Annotated in this window: 18 protein-coding genes; 8 read left to right on the top strand and 10 right to left on the bottom strand. The window is 34.5% G+C overall.

All coding sequences use genetic code 11. From position 1 onward, the window contains the following. The first annotated feature begins 14 nt into the window (after positions 1–14). Positions 15–386, top strand: a complete 372-nt coding sequence (locus HYN56_RS18875) for a group III truncated hemoglobin (RefSeq protein WP_109193595.1) — start codon at positions 15–17, stop codon at positions 384–386. A 137-nt stretch (positions 387–523) separates the two neighbouring features. On the opposite strand, the gene HYN56_RS18870 is transcribed toward HYN56_RS18875, so the two are convergent. The 7 genes from HYN56_RS18870 to HYN56_RS25260 all read right to left on the bottom strand — a co-directional run bounded on the left by HYN56_RS18870 (position 524) and on the right by HYN56_RS25260 (position 13,382). Further along, entirely contained in the window at positions 524–1,120 is a 597-nt protein-coding gene (locus HYN56_RS18870; protein WP_109193594.1) for a Crp/Fnr family transcriptional regulator, read from the bottom strand. Between the two features lie 254 nt (positions 1,121–1,374). After that, on the bottom strand, positions 1,375–2,697 hold the full coding sequence (locus HYN56_RS18865) for an OmpA family protein (protein ID WP_167398331.1): 1,323 nt from the start codon (positions 2,695–2,697) through the stop codon (positions 1,375–1,377). A 28-nt stretch (positions 2,698–2,725) separates the two neighbouring features. After that, the gene (locus HYN56_RS18860) at positions 2,726–7,924 is read right to left on the bottom strand and encodes an MBG domain-containing protein (protein WP_109193592.1); all 5,199 of its coding nucleotides are present in this window, start codon (positions 7,922–7,924) and stop codon (positions 2,726–2,728) included. 228 nt (positions 7,925–8,152) lie between these two features. Then, positions 8,153–8,803 (bottom strand): response regulator transcription factor, encoded by a 651-nt coding sequence (locus tag HYN56_RS18855; RefSeq protein ID WP_109193591.1) that lies wholly within the window; start codon positions 8,801–8,803, stop codon positions 8,153–8,155. Then, complete coding sequence (locus tag HYN56_RS18850; RefSeq protein WP_109193590.1) at positions 8,796–10,424, bottom strand: sensor histidine kinase; 1,629 nt, start codon at positions 10,422–10,424, stop codon at positions 8,796–8,798. Before HYN56_RS18850 ends, HYN56_RS18855 begins: the two co-directional genes overlap by 8 nt. Positions 10,425–10,750: 326 nt before the next feature. Continuing rightward, complete coding sequence (locus HYN56_RS18845) at positions 10,751–13,105, bottom strand: mechanosensitive ion channel family protein (protein ID WP_109193589.1); 2,355 nt, start codon at positions 13,103–13,105, stop codon at positions 10,751–10,753. 145 nt (positions 13,106–13,250) lie between these two features. Continuing rightward, positions 13,251–13,382, bottom strand: a complete 132-nt coding sequence (locus HYN56_RS25260) for a hypothetical protein (RefSeq protein ID WP_262510126.1) — start codon at positions 13,380–13,382, stop codon at positions 13,251–13,253. A gap of 90 nt (positions 13,383–13,472) precedes the next feature. Here HYN56_RS25260 and HYN56_RS18840 point away from each other — a divergent pair, with 90 nt between their 5' ends. Further along, the gene (locus tag HYN56_RS18840; RefSeq protein WP_109193588.1) at positions 13,473–13,766 is read left to right on the top strand and encodes a winged helix-turn-helix transcriptional regulator; all 294 of its coding nucleotides are present in this window, start codon (positions 13,473–13,475) and stop codon (positions 13,764–13,766) included. Between the two features lie 161 nt (positions 13,767–13,927). Here the strand turns inward: HYN56_RS18840 and HYN56_RS18835 are convergent, their stop codons facing one another. From HYN56_RS18835 to HYN56_RS18825, 3 genes are all read right to left on the bottom strand, one after another. After that, positions 13,928–14,257: an import component protein gene (locus HYN56_RS18835; protein ID WP_109193587.1), complete on the bottom strand. Its 330-nt coding sequence runs from the start codon at positions 14,255–14,257 to the stop codon at positions 13,928–13,930. Positions 14,258–14,433: 176 nt separating this feature from the next. After that, positions 14,434–15,174 (bottom strand): LytR/AlgR family response regulator transcription factor, encoded by a 741-nt coding sequence (locus HYN56_RS18830; RefSeq protein WP_109193586.1) that lies wholly within the window; start codon positions 15,172–15,174, stop codon positions 14,434–14,436. A gap of 3 nt (positions 15,175–15,177) precedes the next feature. Continuing rightward, positions 15,178–17,169, bottom strand: coding sequence for a sensor histidine kinase (locus tag HYN56_RS18825; protein ID WP_240622584.1), 1,992 nt, complete (start codon positions 17,167–17,169; stop codon positions 15,178–15,180). Between the two features lie 272 nt (positions 17,170–17,441). Between HYN56_RS18825 and HYN56_RS18820 the strand changes: the two genes are divergently transcribed. The 6 genes from HYN56_RS18820 (at position 17,442) to HYN56_RS18795 (ending at position 24,445) form a co-directional block, all read left to right on the top strand. Continuing rightward, positions 17,442–17,891, top strand: coding sequence for a hypothetical protein (locus HYN56_RS18820; RefSeq protein WP_109193584.1), 450 nt, complete (start codon positions 17,442–17,444; stop codon positions 17,889–17,891). 1 nt (position 17,892) lies between these two features. Continuing rightward, positions 17,893–18,360: a hypothetical protein gene (locus HYN56_RS18815; protein ID WP_109193583.1), complete on the top strand. Its 468-nt coding sequence runs from the start codon at positions 17,893–17,895 to the stop codon at positions 18,358–18,360. Beyond that, positions 18,338–18,859 carry a hypothetical protein gene (locus tag HYN56_RS18810; RefSeq protein WP_109193582.1) on the top strand — a complete coding sequence of 174 codons (522 nt, stop codon included), beginning with the start codon at positions 18,338–18,340 and terminating at the stop codon, positions 18,857–18,859. The genes HYN56_RS18815 and HYN56_RS18810 overlap by 23 nt, the downstream gene beginning before the upstream one ends. A 24-nt stretch (positions 18,860–18,883) precedes the next feature. Then, on the top strand, positions 18,884–19,426 hold the full coding sequence (locus HYN56_RS18805) for a hypothetical protein (protein ID WP_146194609.1): 543 nt from the start codon (positions 18,884–18,886) through the stop codon (positions 19,424–19,426). Positions 19,427–19,666: 240 nt separating this feature from the next. Then, positions 19,667–19,987: a hypothetical protein gene (locus tag HYN56_RS18800; RefSeq protein WP_240622583.1), complete on the top strand. Its 321-nt coding sequence runs from the start codon at positions 19,667–19,669 to the stop codon at positions 19,985–19,987. A gap of 81 nt (positions 19,988–20,068) precedes the next feature. Beyond that, the gene (locus tag HYN56_RS18795; RefSeq protein WP_109193579.1) at positions 20,069–24,445 is read left to right on the top strand and encodes a CusA/CzcA family heavy metal efflux RND transporter; all 4,377 of its coding nucleotides are present in this window, start codon (positions 20,069–20,071) and stop codon (positions 24,443–24,445) included.

Here is a 24,445-nt window from a genome sequence, read left to right as displayed (position 1 = left end):
AGAACAAAATAAATATGAAAACAGATATTAAAAATAAAGATGATATAATTGTATTGGTAGATGCTTTTTACTTGAAAGTAAGATCAGATTCGACTATAGGATATTTGTTTACAGAAATCGCTGCAGTCAATTGGGAGAAACATCTGCCGATTATGTATAACTTTTGGGATAACATTCTTTTTCATACGGGAAATTTTGAAGGAAATCCTATGATGAAGCATCGAACGCTGAACCTGAAAAGTATACTTACAGATGCTCATTTTAAACATTGGACAAAGCTTTGGAAAAAAACAGTCGATGATTTGTTTGAAGGAGAAAAGGCTGATGAGATAAAAGTAAGGGCAGAAAATATTTCAAAATTAATGATGAACAAGGTCATTTCTTAATATAAAAACGGGAACTTTTAAAGCTCCCGTTTTTATTTTTAAAGCTATTAGAACTGAATTAATAATTTCTTTTACTCTTATACAAATAAAGAAAAAATGGAATTGTTTAAGTATGATTCAAATCATAAGACATGAAATTAGTAAAACAATTTGTGATCTATAATTTCAATTTTTTTGTTTTTGCTCATAAGTGACAATGTGCGTATTACGGTTTCTACCCGCAGTCCTGTAAAATCTGCAATTTCTTGCCTTGTATATGGAATTTTCATTTTTGTGCACGATGCGATATTTTCCTGTTTTTTTAAGTTATCTAAAAAATACTGAATACGATATTCTGGTTTATGATTGACTATATTTTTAGAAAAAACAATTTTATTATAGATTTTCCATGCAAATAATTTGAGTATTTTAAATTGCATTTCCGGGTTTTCTTCAAGAAAAGAAAAGAAGTTTGTTTTGGATAATTTTAAAACAATACAGTCCGTCTGGGCAATTGCCGAAGCGGGGTAGGGCTGTCCGATAAAAAGTGGCGGTTCGCCAAAACTATTTCCTTCATTAAAAATACCAACCGTCAAATCTTTGCCATCTTCGTTAGTATAACTCATTTTTACTGTTCCTTCTAAAATTTGAAAATAGGAAAGTGCAACATCATTTTCAAAAAAAATAATTGAATTTTTAGGAATCTTTTTAGCTACAGCACCCCAAGTGTAAAGTAAGTCAGTATCAATATGCATGGCGAAACAATTAACACATTATAAGAAATTGGTTAAGTATTTGGTATTGTTTTAATTAAAACAAATGAAGGCATTAAAAAGGAAATAAAATATGATAATTGTTAGTTTTTGAATTGTTTTAAAATAAAAGTATACTCTAATGATATTGGGAAAATATTAGTGCGATAAAGGAGGGTGTTATGAAAAAGAAAAAGCATGATGAAGAGATAAAGAAACTCTTGCATCATGCTTTATACAATTGTAGTTAAAAAAAATTATTTTGCGTCTATCAGTATAAGTGAAACTCTTCTGTTGAGCGGTTTATTTTCTGCAGGATTGTTTGGAACGAGTGGTTCACTTTCTCCTTTTGAGAACAGATGCATACGATTGGATTGGATTCCTTTATTCTTTAAATAATCGGCTACAGCCTGAGCTCTTTGCATTCCGATTTCAAGATTGCGTTCTTTGGTTCCAATATCACAGGTATAGCCTGTAATATTTAAATCTGTATCTTGGTTTGCGTTTAAAATTTTAGCAATTTCGTCTAATCTGGAAGCGAGTTCCGGAGTTACACTTGTATTTCCAACTTCCTGAAATGCCAGCGGTTTTTTCTCGATATAATTTCTTTCTTCCGTTGTCAATTCAGTTTTGACAGGAGCCGTTTCAACTATTTTTTGCTGAGTAGGAGGAGTTTCCTGAACAGGAGCAGCAACTTGTGTTTGAACTACTGTTTCTGTTTTTGGTTCTGCGGGTTGTGATTTTTCTTTAGCTAATGAAAAACCTAATTTAATCTGAATGCCTGCAGAAAGGTAGCGGGTGTCCTGAACAATTCTTTTATTTCCGATTGTACCATTTGCCTGAGTATTATTAATTCCGTTTGGATCATAAGCCACGATATTAAGATCTGGAGTTTCTTTGGCTAAATTGGTTAAACCATAATCCAGATAAATTCCAGTATAAAGCTGTGTCTTTTCTTTGATTTTAAAAGTAAGCCCTGTTTCTGCACTTAATAAAAACGTGGGATCCAAACTTGTTTTTGTTTCGTCTTTCCAGTTTGTTAACTGTCCAAAACCATGAGAGGGCAGGTCATCGATCACTAAATTTAAATCCGGATAATAACCGCTCAGCTGTAATTGATTAGCCGACGCTTTTACGGTTTGCTTTCCGGGAAAAAGGATTTTTCCTCCAAATCCAAGATACCATTGCGTGTTAGAAGCAAAAGCAGTTCTGTATTGGATAAGAAGTGGAATGGAGGCTGCAATAAAATGTTGTTCTTCCTTGTACTTTGACGGAGTTACACGGTATTCAAATGCAGAAGTTTGATCGTCAACTTCGTAAGAGTTGATAGTGTTTCCATCATTCAGTTCAAAACTGTTCTGATTGTACATTACATCAATTCCTGTAGAAATTCCCCAATTTTTACTGAAGAAATAGGTGTATCCAACACCAATTCCTCCTCCAAATTTTAGTTTGCCTTCTCCAATAGAGCTATCGTAAAGAATTCCCGATGGTCCTCCATTGATTTTTATATTAAGTTCCTGTGCTTTTATAGTGAGATTAAAAAATACTACTATCGCTATGGTGATTTTAATTTTCATTTCTTTCATTTTAAATTAAATCTCATTTTTACTTAACCAATAAGTTGATTGTTTTTTTCTGACCATTACTCAGTGAAAGAACGACAACATAAATGGCTACTTGAGAAGGAGCAGTGATTTGATTTTGAGGTTTTACATTGGTAATAGTCTGCACTAATTTTCCTGTAATGTCAAAAACGGTAATCTCGGATCCATTTAGCTGAGATTCGCTGAAGTCGCATTCTAAAGTAAATTCGCTCATTGGCCTTACAGGATTTGGATGGATTTTCAAACTTTTAGAAAAAGCAGTTCCAGTGGCTTCAATTGGACATGATTTAATTGAACTGCCATTTGTATTTTTAGCAATAACATAATACGAACCGTTTAATGGCTGGTTTTCGCTGTAATACTGGCGTGTTGCACCAGAAACAGCACTTCCGTTTTTATACCATTGGTAGCTTGTAAAACTATTGGATTTATTATCAAATAAAAGAACATCTGCCCATTGTTGTGTTATAAGTCCGGATTGACTTACTTCGATTGGTTGAATTACAGCCACAGCAGGATTATGATTCTGATCTCCGTTTTGAACAGCTGTAATCGTTGTGCTTCCGGAATTCAAAATAGTTAAAGTTGATTCATTTATTGTACCGATTTCGTTATTAGCTATGGTGTATGAAACAGTTAATCCGCTGTCTGTTGTTGCGTTTAAGTTAATAACAGTCGAATCATCACAGCCAAATTCTAAAGTCTGATCCCAGGTTATAGTCTGATTTGCTTTTGTGATTTCAAATTCAGCACCAGTAAAAACAATTGTGTAATCTGCGCCGGCATTGATATTTCCTGGTGTGATATTGTATTTTCCGACATTTTCTCCCATTTCTCTGGAAAGTTGTCCGGTAATTATAGTATTAGTATCTCCGTTAGCAAATCCAGTTGCAGTATAATTGAATACTGGATCAGAAGTGCCATAAACTTTTGTATGCCCTGAAGATGCAGTTATATTCAGTGTATATTTTTCTGTAGTAAAACTAACTTCATTTCCATAATTAATATAACCATTACTGTTTGCAGCATACGTTCTAATGTAATAAGTTCGGTTTCCTCTAAGACCAGTTAAAGTGGTTGTAAAGTTGCCTAATGCAGCAGTTGTATTGATTTTAGTGTCTGCTGTAGATGGATTGGTATGTAATGCGTATACAAAACCAACTTCTGTTAAACATTCTCCCTTATCCGTATTTATTCCGTCAGAAGAAGCTGTGCCTGATAGTTTAGCTCCGGAAACTGTTATTTCTGAAACACTTGCTGTATTAAGATTAACTGGATTTTCCGGCTGTTTTATTTCGATAAATGTAGATAAAGTACAAGAATTACTGTCTTTTAGAATGACTTCATAAGTTCCTTTGGCAAGCCCCGTTACAGATGATGTGGTTGCTCCGTTGTGTTTCCATAAGTAAGTATATGGAGCGCTTCCTCCTGTTGCCGTTATTGAAGCAGAACCGTTATTTCCATTATGACAGGAAACATCTATTATTGTTGCATTTGTAGCTAAAACATCGGGTTCTGTAATTGTAATTGTTTTAGAAATTGAACATAAATTTGCATCAGTTGCAGTTACAGTATAAACTCCCGCAGAAAGACCAGTTGCCGTCGCCGCAGTTCCTCCAGATGGAGCCCAGGAATAAGTATAAGTTCCGGTTCCGCCGGATACAGTTACAGAAGCCGAACCGTTATTACCTCCATTACAAGATACATTTGTATGTGAATCTAATATAGAAAGTACTGGAGGTTCTATGATTTGAACGGTTTGAGTTGTAAAACATCCGTTTTCGTCCGTAACAGTAACGGTATAAGTATTCGGACTTAATCCAGTTGCCGTAGCCGCAGTTCCACCAAATGGAGCCCATGCGTAAGTATAAGTTCCGGTTCCTCCAGAAGCTGTTACAGTAGCAGTACCATTATTGGCACCATTACATAAAACATCTGTTTTGGATATCGCCGCAGTAAGCTGATCAGGCTCCTTTATAGTAACATTTGCTGTTATCATACATAGATTAGCATCTTTAACTGTTACAGTATAATTTCCTGCGGCAAGTCCACTAGCTGTTGCATTTGTTCCTCCAGATGGAGCCCATGAGTAAGTATATGTTCCCGTTCCTCCAGTAACATTCACCGTTGCAGTTCCGTTAGATCCATTTTTACAAGAAACATTTGTTTGAGACGTTGATGCCGTTAGAAGAGGTGGTTCTGTAATCGTAAAACTTTGTGTTTTTTGACATAAATTAGCATCTTTTACTGTTACCGTGTAAGTTCCGGCAGCGAGTCCGTTTGCGGTTGCAGCACTTCCTCCGGAAGGCGCCCATGAATAAGTATATGCACCAGTTCCACCAGTAACATTTACAGTGGCAGAACCATTTGTTCCGCCATTACAAGTAACATTTGTTTGTGCACCTGCAGTAGCTATAAGTGCCGATGGCTGTGTAATTGTAAAGTTTTTTGTTATAGAACATCCATTAGAAGCCGTAATCAATATGCTATAATTACCTGCAGCAAGATTTGTAGCTGTATCGGTATTACCTCCCGAAGGCGACCAAACATAAGTATATGGTCCAGGAGCTCCAGTCGGAATTACCCCAGCTGAGCCTGTATTGACACCATTACATAATAAATTAGTCTGAAAAGTGCTGGCAACTAGTGTATTATTAGTGGCAATAACAAAATTTTTGGTAATGCTACAACCATTAGCGTCAGTGATCAAACAGCTATGGTTACCAGCCGCCAAACCTGAAACACTTTGTGTTGTAGCGCCTCCAGGTGTCCATAAATAACTATAACCTCCTACACCCCCGAATGGTGTTACGGCTGCATCGCCACCAGAAGAGCAAGTGGCATTTGTTTGTGAAGTTGTTGCACCTAAAGTCAAAGGTTGGTTAATAGTAATATTTTTTGTTATAGAGCATCCGTTTGCGTCAGTTATTAAGCAACTGTAATTTCCTACGGCTAATCCAGAAGCTGTAGCTCCAGTTCCTCCATATGGAGACCATAAATAGGTATAAGCACTGGTTCCACCAGTTGGTGTTACTGTAGCACTTCCTGTTGAACCACCATTACATGCAACGTCTGTTTTAGAAATTCCTGAAATTAAAGGTGTTGGTTGGTTAATGGTAAAGCTCTGTGTAGTTTGGCAGATATTTGCATCGGTAACTGTGACAGTATAAGTCCCAGCAACCAGGCCAGATGCTGTGGCTGCGGTTCCGCCAGTAGGAGACCAATAATAAGTATATGAAGGAGTACCTCCAGTTACTGCCACGGTTGCAGAACCATTAGCGCCACCATTGCAGCTAACATTGGTTTGTGCACCAACTGATGCTACTAATTGATTAGGTTGTGTTATCGTAAAACTTCGCGTTGCTGTACAACCGTTGGCATCAGTAACGGTAACGGTATATGTTCCTGCAGCAATTCCTGTGGCGGTCGCATTAGTACCTCCATATGGAGCCCATGAATACGTATAACCAGGAGTACCACCAGATGCTATTACTTGTGCTGTCCCGTTACTACCGCCATTACAACTTGTATTATTTATAGTACCTGCTGTTGTAGATAATGCTGCTGCAGGTTGAGTTATTGTAAAACTTTGAGTATCTGTACAGTTGTTGGCATCAGTTACAGTTACTGTATATGTTCCTGCTGAAAGTCCTGTAGCTGTTGACGAAGTTCCGCCTGAAGGGGCCCAAGAATATGAATACGCGCCTGTTCCTCCTGTTACATTAACAGTTGCAGATCCTGTAGAACCTCCAAAACAGGCTATGTTGGTTTGAGCAAGTGGTGACGCATTTAAAGGAGCACTAGGTTGCGTAATAGTAAATGATTCTGTTGCTTGACAATTATTAGCATCCGTAACAGTTACCGTATAAGTACCAGCTGCAAGTCCGGTTGCAGTGGCGGCAGTTCCACCAGATGGAGCCCAGGAGTAGGTATACGTACCTGCTCCGTTACTGGCTGTAGCAGTGGCTTCGCCAGTTGAATTGCCATAACATTTTACATCAATTTTACTTACCGTTACATTGATATGATTTACATTTAGTGTAGCGCTATTTGACGTTGCATCTGGAGAACATGTTCCTTTTGCTACAGCGCGATACTTGTATCCATTCATCGTTCCTGTTGCTCCAGTAATGTTTAGAGTGGTGGTATTTGCACCAGAATAAGGTGCATTGTTTGAAATATTTGAAAAACCACTTCCTTGATCTACCTGCCATTGATATTGTGTTGCATTACTGGCCGATACAGAAAAAGAAACATTGCCTCCTGAACAAATAGGGCTGTTATTAATAGGATTTAATGTTATTGCTGGAGCAGAGTTAATATTTAAAGTGGCTGTATTTGAAGAAGTAGATGTTCCACAGGACCCTGATGCGATTACTTTATATTGATATCCATTCATTGCGGCTGTTGCGCCAGTTATGGTAAGTGTAGATGATGTACCACCGGAATACGGCGCACTGTTAGGAACATTTGTAAATCCGGTTCCGGTATTTACCTGCCATTGATAGTTATCTGCAAAATTTGCTGCTGCAGTGAAAGAACTATTGGCACCGGCACAAATTGTACTGTTAGACGGTTGTGATGAAAAGTTTAAACAACCTAGTACTACGTTGCTATCTTTTACCCAGGTAAAGGCATCTAACCCTATATAAGCAAAGTTTCCACCTGCTGTAATCTGAAGTTGATCTATAATTATGTTAGAATAATTTTGCCCATTTAAGTTGGTTAGATCTATTAAAGTATACCCATTAGTAGAGCCTAATGAAGTAGCAAAACCATTAGTTTTAGTCTGAGTAAATTTGGTTACTCCACTTAGTTTACCTGTGATTGTAAGTGTTCCGGTAACATTTTGATTGAGGTTTGCTTCTGATGCAAATATCCAAAATCGGTTTACTTTAAACAGGTTTGAAGTGGTCTTAATGCTAAAAGAGGCATTTGAATTTGGAGAATTTGCGTTGTCAATATATCTATTGTCATTTGCTGTTCCGCTCCAGCCTGTTCCCGGATAATTTGCCTGTATGTCGAATGTAGCGGTATGAGAAATAATGTTAAAAATGACTCCATTGTCTGTAAAACTGGAAGAACCATTTGATTCCGTTTCAAAAGATTCTGTTGAAGTCTGCGCTATTATATTGTTTGAGGTAAAAAATAAAAAAAGAATAAAATAACACAATTTGATAAGTAAGTAGAGTTTTTTCATATCGTTATTGTTTTAGAGAATAGTTAATTAATTTATTAATCTGCTTCTTTAAAAATGACAGAAGCTCCAAAAGAAGTCTGTCGCATCCGAACAAAATAGAATATTACAGGGGGCTTTTGGTAGTATTTGGTGAATAAAACTAAAACTTTACTGACGAAATGCTGAAGAAAATGTTCTGAAACCTGTTTTTTTTGTTCTGAAACCCTCTTATTTTGTTATAAGATAATATCAGAAATTCTTTGATATTTTAAAAATCTGGTCTTCGATATGCAGTTTATCATTGATGATTTTTGATACATGATAAGGGTTTACAGCGGTGCTGCGGTTGATTCTTTTGAAATATTTAGGAGGGAATACTTCTTCGAGATAAGCCATTGTGGTTCTTAAAATCTGATTTTTACCTGATTTAAGATGTATTTCAATGTATACGTGATCTGCTTCGGCAAAAAGGAAATCTTTGGACTGAAAATAATAAATCTGTTTTCCCAGTTCAATTTTAAAAGTTGCATCTTCATTGGCTAAAGCCAGATGAATAGCAGTTATAAGATTTACTTTTTCTACCGGTTTAGAAAGATAAGCAGACGGCCTAAGATTGGTTACTTTTTCTAAAGTACCAGGATCAGTTAGGGCTGTTGTAAATATAAAAGGTATCGAAATATTAGTATTTATTAATAATGCCAGGTCTAGTCCCGTTTTATCTCCGGAAAGGGAAATATCAATTAAAACAAGATCAAAAAGTTTATGTGACAAGAGCATTTTTGCTTCTTCATAACCATGAGCGGTCTCAGCGGCAAAAGTAGGTTCCAGCATTTTTTTTAAAGATAAGGCAATTAATACTTCATCTTCTACGATTAATATTCTGCTTTTATGTTCAGTCATTTGGAAACACGATTTTATAGTGGGCGTTTTCTCTGGTATAATTTCCTTTTAATTGTTTTACCATTCCTTCAATAATAATAAGTCCTAAAGAATCATTATTATTATCAAAATTGAAAACTGTTCCATTGTCGAAATAATGAACTATTATTTGATTTTCATCGGTTTTTTTAAGTTCCAAATTTAAAATTAGTTCTCCGACAGGATTTGCATGTTTTATGGAATTGGTTACCAGTTCATTTAAAAGCAATCCTAAAGAAAGTATTTTATCAACATTAAAAAGAATTTTTTCAGCGTCATTTATGTATGTAAATGTTCTTAGACTACTATTTTGATGGGTTTCAAATATTTTTTCGAGATAATTTTGAGTTTCTACCAGTGCATTATCATTATAATTTACACTATAGGTATAAAGTTCATGAGCAATCATGATGGTTTTAATTCGCTGGTAAAGGTCATCAAATCTGTATTTATAATTTTCATTCTTTTCCTGTTCTTTTTGAAAATCGATAAGACTTAAAATCACTGCCAGATTATTTTTAACACGATGGTTTAATTCCTGTACCAGAAATTGTTTTTCTTCGAGACTTGTTTTGAGAGCCAGATTGTTCTCGTAAATTCTTTTTCTCTGTTTTTCAATTTTTCTTTTGTTCTTCATCAGCTGTCGAATAAACAAAGCCAGAACAAGAATTGAAATAATTAATGTTGCATTGAAGACACGGGAGTTCTTGATATTTTTTTTAAGGGACTGTTTCTCCGTTTTTTCTTTTTCAAAATTGTATTGTGTTTCCAGTTCTTTGATCTTAAGATCTCGCTGTTCGCTGTAAAATTTTTTATAGTATTCTGAAGCTTTTTTAAAATAATAAAGGGCAGAATCTGGCTTATTAACCTTTTCTAATATCATACTTTTGGTTTTGTAGACATCTGCGGTATAACTCAGAACATTTGATTTTGATACAATAGCAAGTGCAGAATCGATATAAATTGTGGCAGGCTGATACTCTTTTTTATCAAAGTAGTAGTAACTCAAATTAGTATACATAGAAATAACGGCTTCGTAATGATGCTGTCTTTTGTACAAACAAAGTGCCCTCTTATAATGCTGCAATTCTTTCTCTGAATTCATTCTTCGATTACCAAGTGCTATGATTAAATGTACAACAGGCATATTTATAGTGTCATTTACAGTTTTTGCATATTTTTCTGCCTGCAGTGCCAAATTATATGCAATTTTTGAAGAACCAGTAACACGATAATACGAAGATTTGCGAATAAGAAAATTGGTGTAGTTTTTAGATTTGAGATGAGGATATTTGGAAATCAGTTGTTCTGCTTTTTTTAATTCCTCAATACAAGAAGAGTAGTCGTCATTAATTTCAAAAACCAATGCTCTTTCAACATGAATTTTATGCTGTTGTTCCGGAGTGGTTTGAGAATTACTGACTAAATTTTGAGAAAGTTTAAAAGATTCATCATAAAGCCCCAACTCAGTGAGGATTTTCATTTTCATAATATCCAGTTCAACTTTTGCTGAACCTTGATACATGTCACCATTTGCATTGATGATGTCTAAAGCTTCCTTAAAATTACAGTGTATTATTTTCTGCTCAAGATCTTTTTTCAAGTGCTCAAAAGAGGACTGTCCAAAACAAATTAAGGAGGTTAGAATTAGAAAAAGGCTAATACAAAATCTCACTGCAGGAAAGATTAAAAAAGAATAGATTAAAATTGTTGAATGGTATTTTTTTCGTTTCTATTCAAATTTATAAAATAGATTATAATTTCCGAGATGATTTGTTCTGAATCAGTTGTTCTTTGTTCTGAATTTTTATAGGCAATAAAAACTAAACGTTTAAAAAAGGTTTATAATTGACAGGAAATAAAAAAAAGAAAACTACCACTATTTTAAGTTGTAGTTTTCTTTTTTAACTTAGGATTTATTTATTGCCCTTAACTAGAGAAATTCAGTCCTTTATTTTTAAAACTTACGTAAAGTTCTTGTCTGGCTAAACTTATTGTTTCTTCGGTTCTGTAAATACTGCACCAGAATTTGATTAAAAGTTTATATTTTCCGTCAGAAATAGCACTGTAATAAATTTGTGATGGTTTTGAATTGTTTACCATTGGGAGATTAGCCAACGTTTCATTTACTACTGAATTAATTTCTTCAGGAACCGTTTCGCCGGCGATTTCAAAAGTAACTTCAACTAATTTATAATTATCGGTATACGTCCAGTTGGTAATATTCTGAGATAATAAATTACCGTTTGGGATAATGATTTCGGCACCGTTTGGAGCGTTGATTTTGGTGGTTCTAAGTCCCATCGATTTCACTCGTCCGGATTCTGAACTAATTTCCACCACATCACCAATCTGAATTGGTTTATCAAAAATCAAAATGATTCCCGATACAAAGTTGCTTACAATATTCTGAAGTCCAAGTCCGACACCAACACCTAAAGCACCTAAAAGAATACTCAGTTTGTCTAATGGCATTCCGGATGCAGCAACCGCCAGAAGATAACCGCTTATTAAAACAACTAAACGGGTAATTAACAATTTAGAATGTTGTCTTTTGTTGATGTTTTCTTCATTTTCGTCGTCAATTTCACCAAAGAAATACGCCACATAGTTTTGAAGTAAGTGCGCTGCCCAAATGATAATGAAGAATAAAACGATATTGCCTAAAGTAAAGGTAATACTTCCAATAGTGTTAGGATGACTTAATAACTTTTGAAAACCGGAACGAAGTGACTCCCAAATATTCAGGTTGGAAGCAATGACAATCAGCCACATATAACTAATTACAATGATAAACGGTTTTTTTAAAGTATCCGATAAATTTTCGAAATCGAACATTTTCACAATACCTCTTTTTACTCTTGTGGTGTAAATCTGTAAAAGGATAATTTCCAGAATAATCTTCAATAGAACACTTAGAGCAACAATCTGCGTAAGCGAAATAAATGCTGTTAAACTTAGCATATTAGAAAGCGAAACTCTTCCGAATACATTATAAAGAATAGACAAAACATTTAAAGCAATAAAAATAATGCTTGCCCATTTGAAGAAAGCTTTAATATAAAGCTCTTCCTTTAATGTTTTGATTTGTATCAATCCATAACGAATACCCAGAACATTAATGGCAACAAAAGCAAATCGTTGCAACAAACCAATCGTTATAAATAAATCAAGGAAGCAAAGCGCAAAGAATAATCCTAAAAGCATTAACCAGTTGCGCATTGAAACTCCTGACCACTGATTTTTGAAAAGTATGGTTAAAGCTCCAAGTAAAATAAGCTGCATAAATTCCAGAAAAAGGGCAGGAGCATATAAGTTGGTTACCACAACAATATTTAAAGCAATCACGATTACGGGAACTATAGTACCACGATTTAAATATTTAAAGTTTAGCTGCGAAAGATTTTCGAAGTGCCCGTTTGTTTTAAGGTATTTTATATTTCTGGAGATATACCAAAATAATAATCCCATGAAAAAACAAAGCGTTATTAAAGCACCGGCTTTATAACCAACATAATAGGCTGCAACATTTTCTTCAATAATAATTTTTGCCTTAATATTATGCGTTACCTTTTTATTTGCAGCAGAATCGTTAATCTGCCATAAAGAAGGATATTCTTTGTTGAAAATATTTATTCCAGACTTTTCAAGTTTGCTTTCAACAGTCACCAAAGCGTTTGAAACAGCTATTCGGCGTTGTACAATCAGTCTTTTTTTAGTGTTTAATACAGTCTGATTAGTAGTCATTAAACTATCTGTACCGACGTAGTGTTTTTTTAAATTGGCAAATTCTTTTTTGAATTGCTTACGACGAATAGTATCTCGTATTAAGGTAATTAAAGTTTTGTCTTTACGAAGTTCAATAACACGTTTTTTTATGTTTTCGAGATTCAGATTGTGTTCGTTTACGGCTTTATTCTGATCTTCTAATTCCTGCTGGATTTCCTGCAGTACTATACGATACATTTGCTGGTTGCGGACGTTTGGATTAGCACCTTTTAAACTTGCCAGAATAAGGTTTAGTTTGCTTTCAGTGCGTTTCATGTCGCCAAAAAGATGGTGCGTGTCGCCTTTAAAATCAATATCGTTATAAGCAGATTCCAGAACTTCCTCTGCTTTTTCAATAGACATTAAATAATCGCTGTCGGTGGCAGTACTGTCATTGAAAAGTCTTCCAGGCGTTTGTTTTTTAGCAGGTTGCTGTTCTTGAGCATTACTTTGCAAGGAAAGTAAAAGAAAGAAAAACAGCGATAAAAAATAAAGGGGTCTTTTTTGAAAAATCATAATTTAAAGGCTTATTTAGGGAGATCAAATTTAATTTTTTTTATAAAACTTTTTATCAACAAAAAATTAAATTAGACACATCAGGCCTTTTTATCGTCAGATTTATATTATAAAGCTACCAACCCGAGTTTTCAGCAGATCTTTTTTAAAAAAAGAATAGGATAATAAAAAATAATACTACAGATGCACTGATTAAGAAAATAACAACAGTATTAATCGTTTTCTGAGCTTTAAGCAGTTCTGCCATACTCATTTCACTTGGTTTCTTTGATTTCATTTTCTATTTTTACATTACATTTTACACAAAAATTAATTAAAAAAGAATCCAAAACAATAGGTCAATTTTTTTTGACTACCCTGTAAAACTATGGAAGAAGTAGAAACTTGTCCGGCTCAGAGACTTTTAAAAATGTTATCCGGAAAATGGAAAGCAGAAATTTTTCGGCTTGCAGTAGAATCGCCTTTGCGATTTAATGCTTTGCTGCGACAAATTCAGGGTTCTAATAAACAATCTTTAGCAACGGCTTTAAAAGAACTGGAAGAAGAAGGCCTTTTGGAAAAAACAACAATTAAACTGAAACCACTTCACATTGAATATAATCTGACTGAAAAAGGAAAAGCTTTGATTCCAGTTTTTCAGCAATTGGAAGGTTTGTCTTAGAGGAGAACATAGAATATAGAGAATAGAAAATAGACAATCTAAAATAGAAAAGATCCCCAAATACTATTCAGTGTGACGACCCCACGGAAACCACTGAGATTCTTTGAGAATCAAATTCTACATCCAAAAAATAAAAACGTAAGCTAAAAAAGCCAGTCAGATTAGTTGATAAAACTGAATTTATCCTCAAAGATTTTTCCAATTACAGGAATTGGTTTCTTTTGCTCATTTGCTGCATTGATTATTCCGAAAATCCATAAAATTAAGATTACATACCCAACGTAACTTAAAAAATACAGAGCAGGAACTATACTCACCACAATTGATAAAGCAATATTGATGACTAATGAAACCAAAAAAATTCCGAAACCTTGTTTTAAATGATAACTTACCAAATCGCTTTTTGGGGTTAAATCTTTACTTTTAACAAATGCTACAATCCAGCCAATAATGGTGATGTAGCTTAAAATAGAAAGGGTTTTATTATTCATCGTTTTAGTGTTTATTACTTCAAAAGTAGAAGCAATAAACCAATGCTGAAATACCTGCTTTGTCTATGGCTGATTTCAATTGGTATTAGGAAGATTTTGATTGATAATGGTTGATTGTTTATAGTTTGTTGTTTATAGTTTGTTGTTTACCGTAAAAACCTGAAATTTGGATTTTATTAATTTTCTTCCTTCATTAATTTAAAAAACTGCTCTTTTTTTCCTCTCGAAATCGGGACAACCGATTTATCATTCATGTGTACCATTCCTTCACGGGAATAACTTACAATTGAATTTACATTGATTAAATGCGATTGATGAATTCTAAAAAACATTGGCGGTTCTAATAAATCCTCATAATTCTTTAAAGGTTTGGAAACCATTATTTTTCTTCCATCATTAAGAAAGAAAGTTGTATATGAACCCGAAGTTTCACATCTTAAAATTTGTTCCAGTTTAACCACATACATTGCTTCCTGAGTTGGAAGTATGATTCGGTCAGGCGTTTTCGAAAGATTTTGCTGTAATTCGGTCAATTGTTGTTTTTCTAAAACTCTTTCTTGTAAAAGTGCAATACGTTCAATAGCCGTTTTGAGTTCGTCAGGGTCAATTGGTTTTAAAAGATAATCTATTGCGCTGTATTTGAATGCATTGATAGCATGCTGTTCGTAAGCTGTTGTAAAAATGAGATGGAAAGAGTTAAAAGAAATCTGCTTTAAAACGTCAAAACCGGTTCCATTTTGGAGCATAATATCCATAAAAACTAAATCAGGTTTTAGGCGATCAATTAATTTTACAGCTTCTTCAACACTTTCCGCGTAAGCGATAATTTGAATTTGATCTTGTGCGACCATTTCAAGCATAATCGATAATGCTTCGCGTATGCGCTGTTCGTCTTCAATAATTATAGTTTTATACATTTTTTACAGGATTGGAATATTAATAATAACAATACAGCCCGTTTCGCCGTTTTCTGATTCTCTTTCCAGAACCTGAAATCCGGCAAACGGATGTTCTTTTTGCATTTTGGCTAATCTTTCGTCCGTAATAGTTGTAGACAGTGATTGATGATTTTCTTTTATTTTAAGTTTGCGTGAAGCCGCTAATCCTATTCCGTTATCTTTAATAACACAGATTAGATTTTTATGATCGGGCTGCTGTGTGAAATTAAGCAGTAATAATCCTTTTTCTTCTTTTGGTTTTGGTTTTAAACCGTGCTCAACAGCGTTTTCTATAAAAGGCTGAATTAATAGAGGCGGAATCAATATTCCGTCTTCAACCGATTCATCGCATACAATTTTATATTCAAAACTATTATTAAGGCGAAGTTGCTGTAATTCAATATAATTTTTCAGAGTACTTATTTCTTCTTCCAGAGAAATAGTTTCTTTTCTCGATTGTTCCAAAATCTGACGCGTGAGTTTGGCAAATTTATTCAGATAAGAAACGGCCGGAATAGTATCTTTTTGCAAAATCATACTTTGAATATTTCCTAAAGCGTTAAAAATAAAATGCGGATCCATTTGCGAACGAAGCAATCTTCTTTCCAGTGAAAGTCTTGCGGCAAGATTTTCGATTGTTTCTTTTTCCATTAATTGCACTTTAAGTTCGCTGTTGGCTTGTTCCTGTTTTAAAATTTCTTCCCGTTTCAGATAATAGCGCTGTCTGAAATAGTAAGAACGAAACATAAAAACAAGTCCAATCAATAAAACGCCTGCAATTCCATAACCCAAAAGTTTATTTTGCTGTTCGAGTTCGTTTTCGAGTTCCAGTTGCTTGATGCGTTCTATTTTTTTGGAAGACTCAAAACGGGCATCTGCATTTTGCAAAAGTTTCTGCGTGTTTTCATTATATTTTAACTGATTGTATTTACTATACAAAGTATCATAAGCAAAATAAGCTTCGTAATCTTTTCTTTTTACAGCAACCTCTTTGAGACAATTGTAAAAAGTGGCCAGTAAATAATTATCAGTATAGGGAAGACTCTGCTGGTATTTAATTCCTTCAATAAATAATAATTCCGCTTTGGTATAATCGCCTTTTTCGGTAAAATACATTCCTTGTAAGCCAATAGCGCTTCTATAAATGATTTTGACGTTATATTTTTGCGCAATGGCAGTTGCTTTTTCCAGATTTACAAGCATTGCGCTTTCGTCAATTGGTTTTGGGCCTTTTGAATAAAGATCTGCCAGATTGATGTAAGCGATTCCGATATTACTTTTACTAATGATATCGTGAGCATGTCTCTCTGAATATGCAACGGTTTCTTTAAAGAAGTTTAGCGCTATAATCCATCCCTCTTTAAATCCGGTTTCCAATTGGTCAGTCAAATAACCTCCAAAAGCAAGTCTGGCATACAATTGACTTTCGGGATCACCAGCTTTTGCGGCATGTTGTAAAGCCTCTCGGGAATACTTTTTTACCTTTTCGGGTGAAGCCGGAGAAAATAAATACGAGATGTCCGAAGCAATTTTAGCACATTGATCGTGCGCTTTTATTTTAGAAAAAAGTTCATAAGATTTTAGAAGATTATCCAGTGCCTGTGGTTTATCGTCTATGTAAGATTTTAAAGCTCCCTGCGCCAGTGAAGCAAAAGCTTTTACTCTTATTTTGTTTGTTTTTTCGGCTAAAATAAAAGCGGTGTCTGCATAACGGGCAAATTCTCTTAAATGAAGTAACCTTCTTTGAGTTAAAGCTAAATAGGAATAACAAATTACTTCATCGTCGATATTTTTTTTCTTTTTGGCCAAAGCCAAAGCCTGTAGCTGTATTTTTTTGCTGGCAGATGAATCTGAAAAACGTTTTGAGTAGCCATAAGCAGCTATTTTTTCGATAGAAGAAATCTCCTGGGCATTAGTATATGAAAAGAATAAAATGAATATGTAAAATAACCATTTCGAAAGGCTGTTTTTCATCAGATTAATTATGTTTTCCTGGTGCATATAGTGGTAATTACAGCCAAATTACGAATTGGGAATTGACTAACCAAAAAAAAGGCGCTTCAATTTCAATAGAAAAAACTGTTGAATCCCTTGTTTTATAAGGAGTTCCAAAGCGTTCTTTTCTCAATAAACGGATAGAATTACCAAATAAAAATCTAAAACCTCCATTTGCCAATTTCGAATTGTCGAAGGCCGATCTTAGTAGTAATCTTGTTGTTATAAATTATTTTTAAAAACGTGAAATTATGAATAAGATTTTTTTTACAATAGTAACTTTTGCCTGTCTTTTTTTCTCTGTTTTGACATTTGGTCAGCAGGAGGAAAAACGCATTAAAATTGAAATTTCCCTAAAAGACGGAAACAAAGTCGTGGAAGGCGCTGTGAGATCGGCTACATTTTCGTTTACAAAGTCAGTGATTAATTCGGAAACTAATGAAATCAAAAATAACTATTACTTTTCTTTAGATTTTGAAAAACAGGATATTGCGCTCTTGACAGCATTTATGAAGAATAAAGCAGGAATTGATGGTCAGATTACAATGACGGATACTTATGGAAAACAGCCAACCAGAAAATTCGATTTCACAAAAGGAAGAATTGATTCTTTAAGCGATCAAATTACGGCAGATTATAACAGTGCTTATATGTCATTAATTTGTGATACTTTGGTCATAGACGGTGTAAAAATTGATTAATATGGAAGAATTAAAGAAATTCGAAAAAGACGGAAATCAGTATGTTATGAAAAGACAATATGGTTTTGGTTTAGTTGTTGTGGGTGGAATGTTAGCCTTTACAATTGGGGGAATTTATTATAAGAATTCTGCCGTAATCTGGATTTTTGGAATTCTAACGATTATTTGTTTTATGGCAATCTGGTCGCAGCGTTTTGTTATAGATTTGGATAATAATGAATTTATCATCAAAAACGGATTGATTAATAAACCTGTTGAAATTCCATTGTCTGATTTTGTAAATTTTGAGTTAGTCAAAATAAAACATTATTTGATTACAACAAATGTTTGTCTGAACCTTTATTATATGAAAAATAATAAGGAGAAATGTACGGGAGTTGCTCAAAGCTTTTCAACAAGATCTATACAGGACTTGATTAATGAAATTGATGAAATTTTAAAATTAAATGAACATTCGCGAACGATATAACATTGAGGAAGCTCAGAATTCTTTCTCTTTTTATCCCTATAAGACTTCAGTAGCGTTATCTCGTTGGTTTTTGATTGGAATTATAGCGGGAGTAATTATTTTATTTTTGTTTCAGGATTCTTTCGACGAGGCCACACGATGGATAATTTATATTCTACTTGTAATTTTTGCCCTGTATAGTTTGTATGATATTCAAATTAGATCAAAAATTAAATACTGTTTTGATGCTAAAAGCAATGGGGTTTACAAGATAAATTTTTTACTTTCAAAGAAGAAAATAATGAGTCTGAATCAGGCTGTTATTTTCGTTCAGTCTGAAATGGGAAGCTGGAATTATGCTTTAGGAGCGAAAAAAAGTCATTTTGTCAAGAATTACAGAATAAGTGAAGGATTTGGTTCTGGTCGCAAAAGTTTGGAAATTCAGGCAGCTTATGAGAATTTTATCTTGCAAAAAATAGATAAGCTGATAGGAAAGGTGCATTTTGAAATTAAAAACTAAACCATATTAAAACTATATTTTTTTATGAAGATTAGAAACTTTACATTTTTCCTAGTATTAATAACTATGGTTTCCTGCAAGTTTGCAAAAGACAGTCCGGCTCAGGTTTTTAATACAGTAGGATTAAATACGAATAAAATTCCGTTTAGTTTTGAAAGGGTTTTTAAAGAATTTCGTCAGCATAAAATAAACGGAACTTTGCAGCTTCCTACTGAAGATGGAAAACACATGAAGAAAGCAACATGCGTAGAAGTCGTTAAGTTTGCTTATGCCAACACTTTTAAAGAAGATATTAAAAGAATAAAAAATCTGAATCCTACAAAAGAGGCAGAACCTATCATAAAAGCCGGAATTGAATTGTTTGAATATGCAGACGAAATTCAAAACGAGGATTTTATGATGATTGCCAAAATGATCGATGAAGGCAAAAGTGACGAAGAAATTGATTTAGCCGCAAAACAGCTTGACGATACAAAAGGAATAATATTAGACGAAAAACATTCTAAAATGATGGATTTACTGCTTCCTTATGCCGATGCAAACGGAGTAGAGTATCGAAAATTTTAAAAGCTAGAAAACGAGTTAAAATCTTTAAGAACTTTAACTCGTTTTTTCTTTTACTCTATAAAATAATATGTAAATAAAATGTAATTCTATAAAAATGCCTTTCAATATTTCTAAATCGTTAAAAGAAATATTCAAATCTCTTTAAATAGCGGAGTTTTATAGAATTTAAGTTAAATTTGCCCTGTGCGAAAAACAATTATCTACATATTTATCCTTCTTATTGCCTCGAATAGCAGTTTTGTGCAACAGTTTTATAAACTGCCAATACTGATTGAGCACTATCAAGAGCACAAAAAACTGCAAAATGTCAGCTTTGTTGATTTCTTATCGATGCACTATTGGGGAGAAGATTTAAATGATAATGATGATGATCGTGATATGCAGCTCCCTTTTAAAGTGATTAGTAACAGCTCTTTTCACTCAGTTTTCATTTTAGACGATAAAGATTTGCTTCCGGTTCCTTTTAATCCGGAATTACCACAATTAAAAATACCAACTTACAGATCTGATCTTTTTTCAGATCCAAATCTGCTTTCTCTTTTTAGACCTCCAATAGCATAATTATTTTTTAAAATTTTTATTGAAGTGACTGAGACGTATCGTTTCCGGTTGCTCATTTATTATTTTTTTAATTAATATAGTATGCTTAATAAAGTAATTCAGTTCTCAGTTAAGAACAAACTGGCAATTGGAATCTTTACACTGCTGTGGATTATCTACGGTGTGTATGAGGTTACCCAATTACCAATTGATGCCGTGCCGGACATCACAAATAATCAGGTACAAATTATTACAACAGCACCATCTTTAGGTGCTGAAGATGTAGAAAGGCTGATTACTTTCCCGATCGAACAAGCCATTAGTAATATTCCGCATCTTAAAGAAAGCCGTAGTATTTCGCGCTTCGGACTCTCTTTAGTAAGTGTTGTTTTTGAAGACGATGCAGATGTGTATTGGGCAAGACAGCAGATTACAGAAAGACTCCAACAGGTAGAAATCGACCGGAATGCCAACAGACCAGAAATGGCTCCGGTTACAACAGGTTTAGGAGAAATCTATCAATACGTTTTAAAACCAAAACCAGGTTACGAAGAGAAATATTCTCTCGAAGATTTAAGAACCATTCAGGATTGGACTATCAGAAGACAGCTTTTGGGAACTGCAGGAATTGCTGATGTTTCGACTTTTGGAGGGAAATTAAAACAATATGAAATTGCCGTAAATCCAGCCCGACTTAAAGCACAAAACTTGACAATTAGTGAAGTTTTTACGGTTTTAAACAGCAGTAACGAAAACACTGGAGGGGCTTATATCGAGAAAGGCCCAACGGTATCTTATATTAGAAGTACTGGTTTAGCTAAAAGTATTGAAGATATTGAAAACATTGTCGTTAAAAGCACTCAGGGCGGACTCCCAATTTTAGTGAAAGATGTTGCCGATGTTAAGATTTCTTCAGCCATTCGTTATGGTGCATTGACTACAGATGAATACGGAGAATCTGTTGGTGGAATCGTGATGATGTTAAAAGGAGAAAACGCCAATAATGTTATCGTAAACGTAAAAGATAAAATTGCCGAAATTGAAAAAATCCTTCCCGAAGGTCTAAAAATTGAACCTTTCTTAGACAGAACCAAAATGGTAGATAATGCCATTGGAACGGTAGAAAAAAACTTAATTGAAGGAGCTTTAATCGTTGTTTTGATTTTGGTTTTATTCCTCGGAAATCTTAGAGCCGGATTTATTGTGGCTTCGGTTATTCCGTTAGCGATGCTTTTTGCCATTATTATGATGAATACTTTTGGCGTAAGCGGCAACTTAATGAGTCTTGGAGCCTTAGATTTCGGATTAATTGTCGATGGAGCTGTAATTATTGTAGAAGCGATTCTGCATCATCTTCACAGTTCAAAAAAATACAAAGTTATAGATGCTATTTCGCAGGACGAAATGGACAAAGAAGTAACTGGTTCTGCAGCACGTATGATGAATGCGGCGGTTTTTGGCCAGATTATCATTTTGATTGTTTATCTGCCAATTCTTTCGTTACAGGGAATTGAAGGTAAAATGTTTAAGCCAATGGCACAAACTGTTGCTTTTGCCATATTAGGAGCTTTTATTTTGTCGCTAACTTATGTGCCAATGGTCAGCGCTTTATTTCTAAGTAAAAAAATAAGTCATAAAAAGAATCTTTCAGACCGAATTATGGAAAGATTAGAAAATGCTTATGAAGGCTGGCTTACCAAAGCTTTAGGCATTAGAAAAACAATTGTAATTGCGGCCTTTGTACTTTTCGGAATAGCAGTTGTTTTATTTGGAAGAATGGGAGGAGAATTTATTCCGCAGTTAGAAGAAGGCGATTTTGCAGTAGAAACCCGTCTGCTTTTAGGAACGAATCTTTCTACGACTACAGAAACTATCGAAAAAATATCGAAAGAACTTAAAAAAGAATACCCGGAAGTACAGCAAGTAGTTTCCAGAATTGGAAGTGCCGAAATTCCAACCGATCCAATGCCAATTGAGGGCGGGGATATGATTATTGTTCTAAAAGATAAATCAGAATGGACAAGCGCTTCGTCGTTTCCAGAATTGGCAGACAAAATGACGAAAACGGTAAAACGTATCGCGCCTGGTGTTACCACTGGTTTTCAGTTTCCGGTTCAAATGCGTTTTAACGAATTAATGACAGGAGCGAAACAAGATTTGGTATGTAAAATTTATGGAGAAGATCTTCAAAAGCTTTCTGAATATGCAGAAAAACTGGGAGAAATTAGTAAAACAGTTGAAGGTGCAGCCGATTTATATGTAGAAAAAGTAACCGGAATGCCTCAAATCGTAATTGATTACAATTGGGCAGAAATGGCTAAATATAGTCTTCGTGTTGTAGATATTAACAGAACGATAAATGCAGCTTTTGCAGGTGCTGTTGCCGGAAGTATTTACGAAGGAGAAAAACGTTTCGATATGGTTGTTCGTGTGGAAGACAATGGCAGAAAAGGAATTGAAGATGTTCGTAATCTGTTAATTGCAACTCCTTCAGGTATGCAGATTCCGCTTTATCAAGTAGCAAAAGTAGATGAAGTGGAAGGCCCAAATCAGATTCAACGTGAAAATGCAAAAAGAAGAATCATCGTTGGATTTAATGTTCGTGGCCGAGACGTTCAGTCTATTGTGGAAGAATTACAGCAAAAAGTAAATCAGCAGATAAAATTTGATCCAGGTTATTATATTACTTACGGCGGTGCTTTTGAGAATTTACAGCAAGCAAAAGCCAGATTGGGAGTTGCCGTTCCTGCCGCTTTATTGATGATTTTCGCTTTACTATATTTTGCTTTTAGATCATTTAAAGAAGGAATTATCATTTTTACAGCTATTCCGCTATCTGCAATTGGTGGTGTATTTGCATTAGTGATTCGAGATATGCCTTTTAGTATTTCGGCTGGAGTTGGTTTTATTGCACTTTTTGGTGTAGCTGTATTGAACGGAATCGTATTGATATCCGAATTCAATCGAATCCAAAAACACGGCGAAATCACAGATCCTTTTGATATTATCATTTTAGGCACCAAAAACAGATTAAGACCTGTTTTAATGACAGCTGCAGTTGCTTCGTTAGGATTTCTTCCAATGGCATTAAGTAACGGAGCAGGAGCAGAGGTACAGCGTCCGTTGGCAACTGTCGTAATCGGCGGATTGGTAACAGCTACACTTTTAACGCTTTTTGTGCTTCCGGCTATTTATTTGATGAGCTATCACGCTAAAGTATTTTCTAAAAAAAGAAAAAAACATATGAATAATTTAACCATTTTATTGGCACTTTTCTTTATTGGTAATATGGCAAATGCACAAGAATTACCAATTTCGCTGGACGAATCGATTTCAATTGCGATTCAGAATAACAGAACAGTTAAATCGGCTAAATTAAACGAACAGTCCAAAAGTCATTTGCAGAAAACCGCTTATAATTTGCCACAGACGCAAATCGATGCAGATTACGGACAGTTTAACAGCGCTCAGAAAGATACCAGATTTGGAATCAGTCAGACTTTTGCTTTTCCTACGGTTTACAGCAACCAGAAAAAAGCACTTCAGGCAGATTTTAATAAAGCGAAAACAGAAGTACAGCTGACTTCGCAGGAAATCAAAACTAAAGTCAGAAATATTTATTACGATTATTTATGGCTTCAGAGTAAAAGAGAACTTTTAGTTTATGCCGATTCGATTTACCGAATTATGGAAAAGAAATCGGATTTGAGATTTAAAGCAGGTGAGGCGAATGTTTTAGAAAAAAGTGCTTCGCAATCTGCCCGACAGTTTTACAGCAATCAATTGGTAATGGTAAATCGTGATATCGAAATTGCCTTAAATCTATTTAATTCGGTACTGCAGGATAAAGAAGCTTATACTCCGAAGAAAGAAAAATTGAAAGCAGTTTTAAATCAGTCTTTGGTTGAAAATCTAAAGACAGAAAATCTTCCAATTATACAACGTTCGCAATACGAATCTGAATCTGCCAAATGGAGATGGAAAACCGAAAGTGCCAAACTGCTTCCTGAAATTACTTTAGGTTATAATAATTTGAGTATTATCGGAAGTCAAACTAATGCTTCAGGTCAGGAGGTTTATTATGATAGTGGACAAAGATTTAATTATATCAATGCTGGACTTTCAATTCCAATTTTCTTCACTAGTCAGTCTGAACGCAAACGTGCTGCAAAAGCCGAATATGAAAGTTATGAAGCGCTTTCTGAAGCTGCAAAAATTGAGGTAAAAACCACAATTGAAAATGCTGATCGAGAAGTGAAAAAATATCAGGAAAGTTTAGAGTATTATGAAAAGGAAGGATTGAAAAATGCTCAGACGATTATCGAAGCTTCAAGCAGTCAGCTTTACAACGGAGATATTGATTATCTGCAATGGGTTTTGGTCGTGAATCAGGCGATTACAATCAAAAGTGAATATCTGGACGCATTGAATGCTTATAACAAAGCAGTAATTACGCTGCAGAATCTTAATAATATTTAA

It is taken from the genome of Flavobacterium crocinum, assembly GCF_003122385.1.
Classification (GTDB): Bacteria; Bacteroidota; Bacteroidia; order Flavobacteriales; family Flavobacteriaceae; genus Flavobacterium; species Flavobacterium crocinum.
Note: the sequence above shows the minus strand (reverse complement) of the source record. Positions and strands in the feature narration are given on the sequence as shown.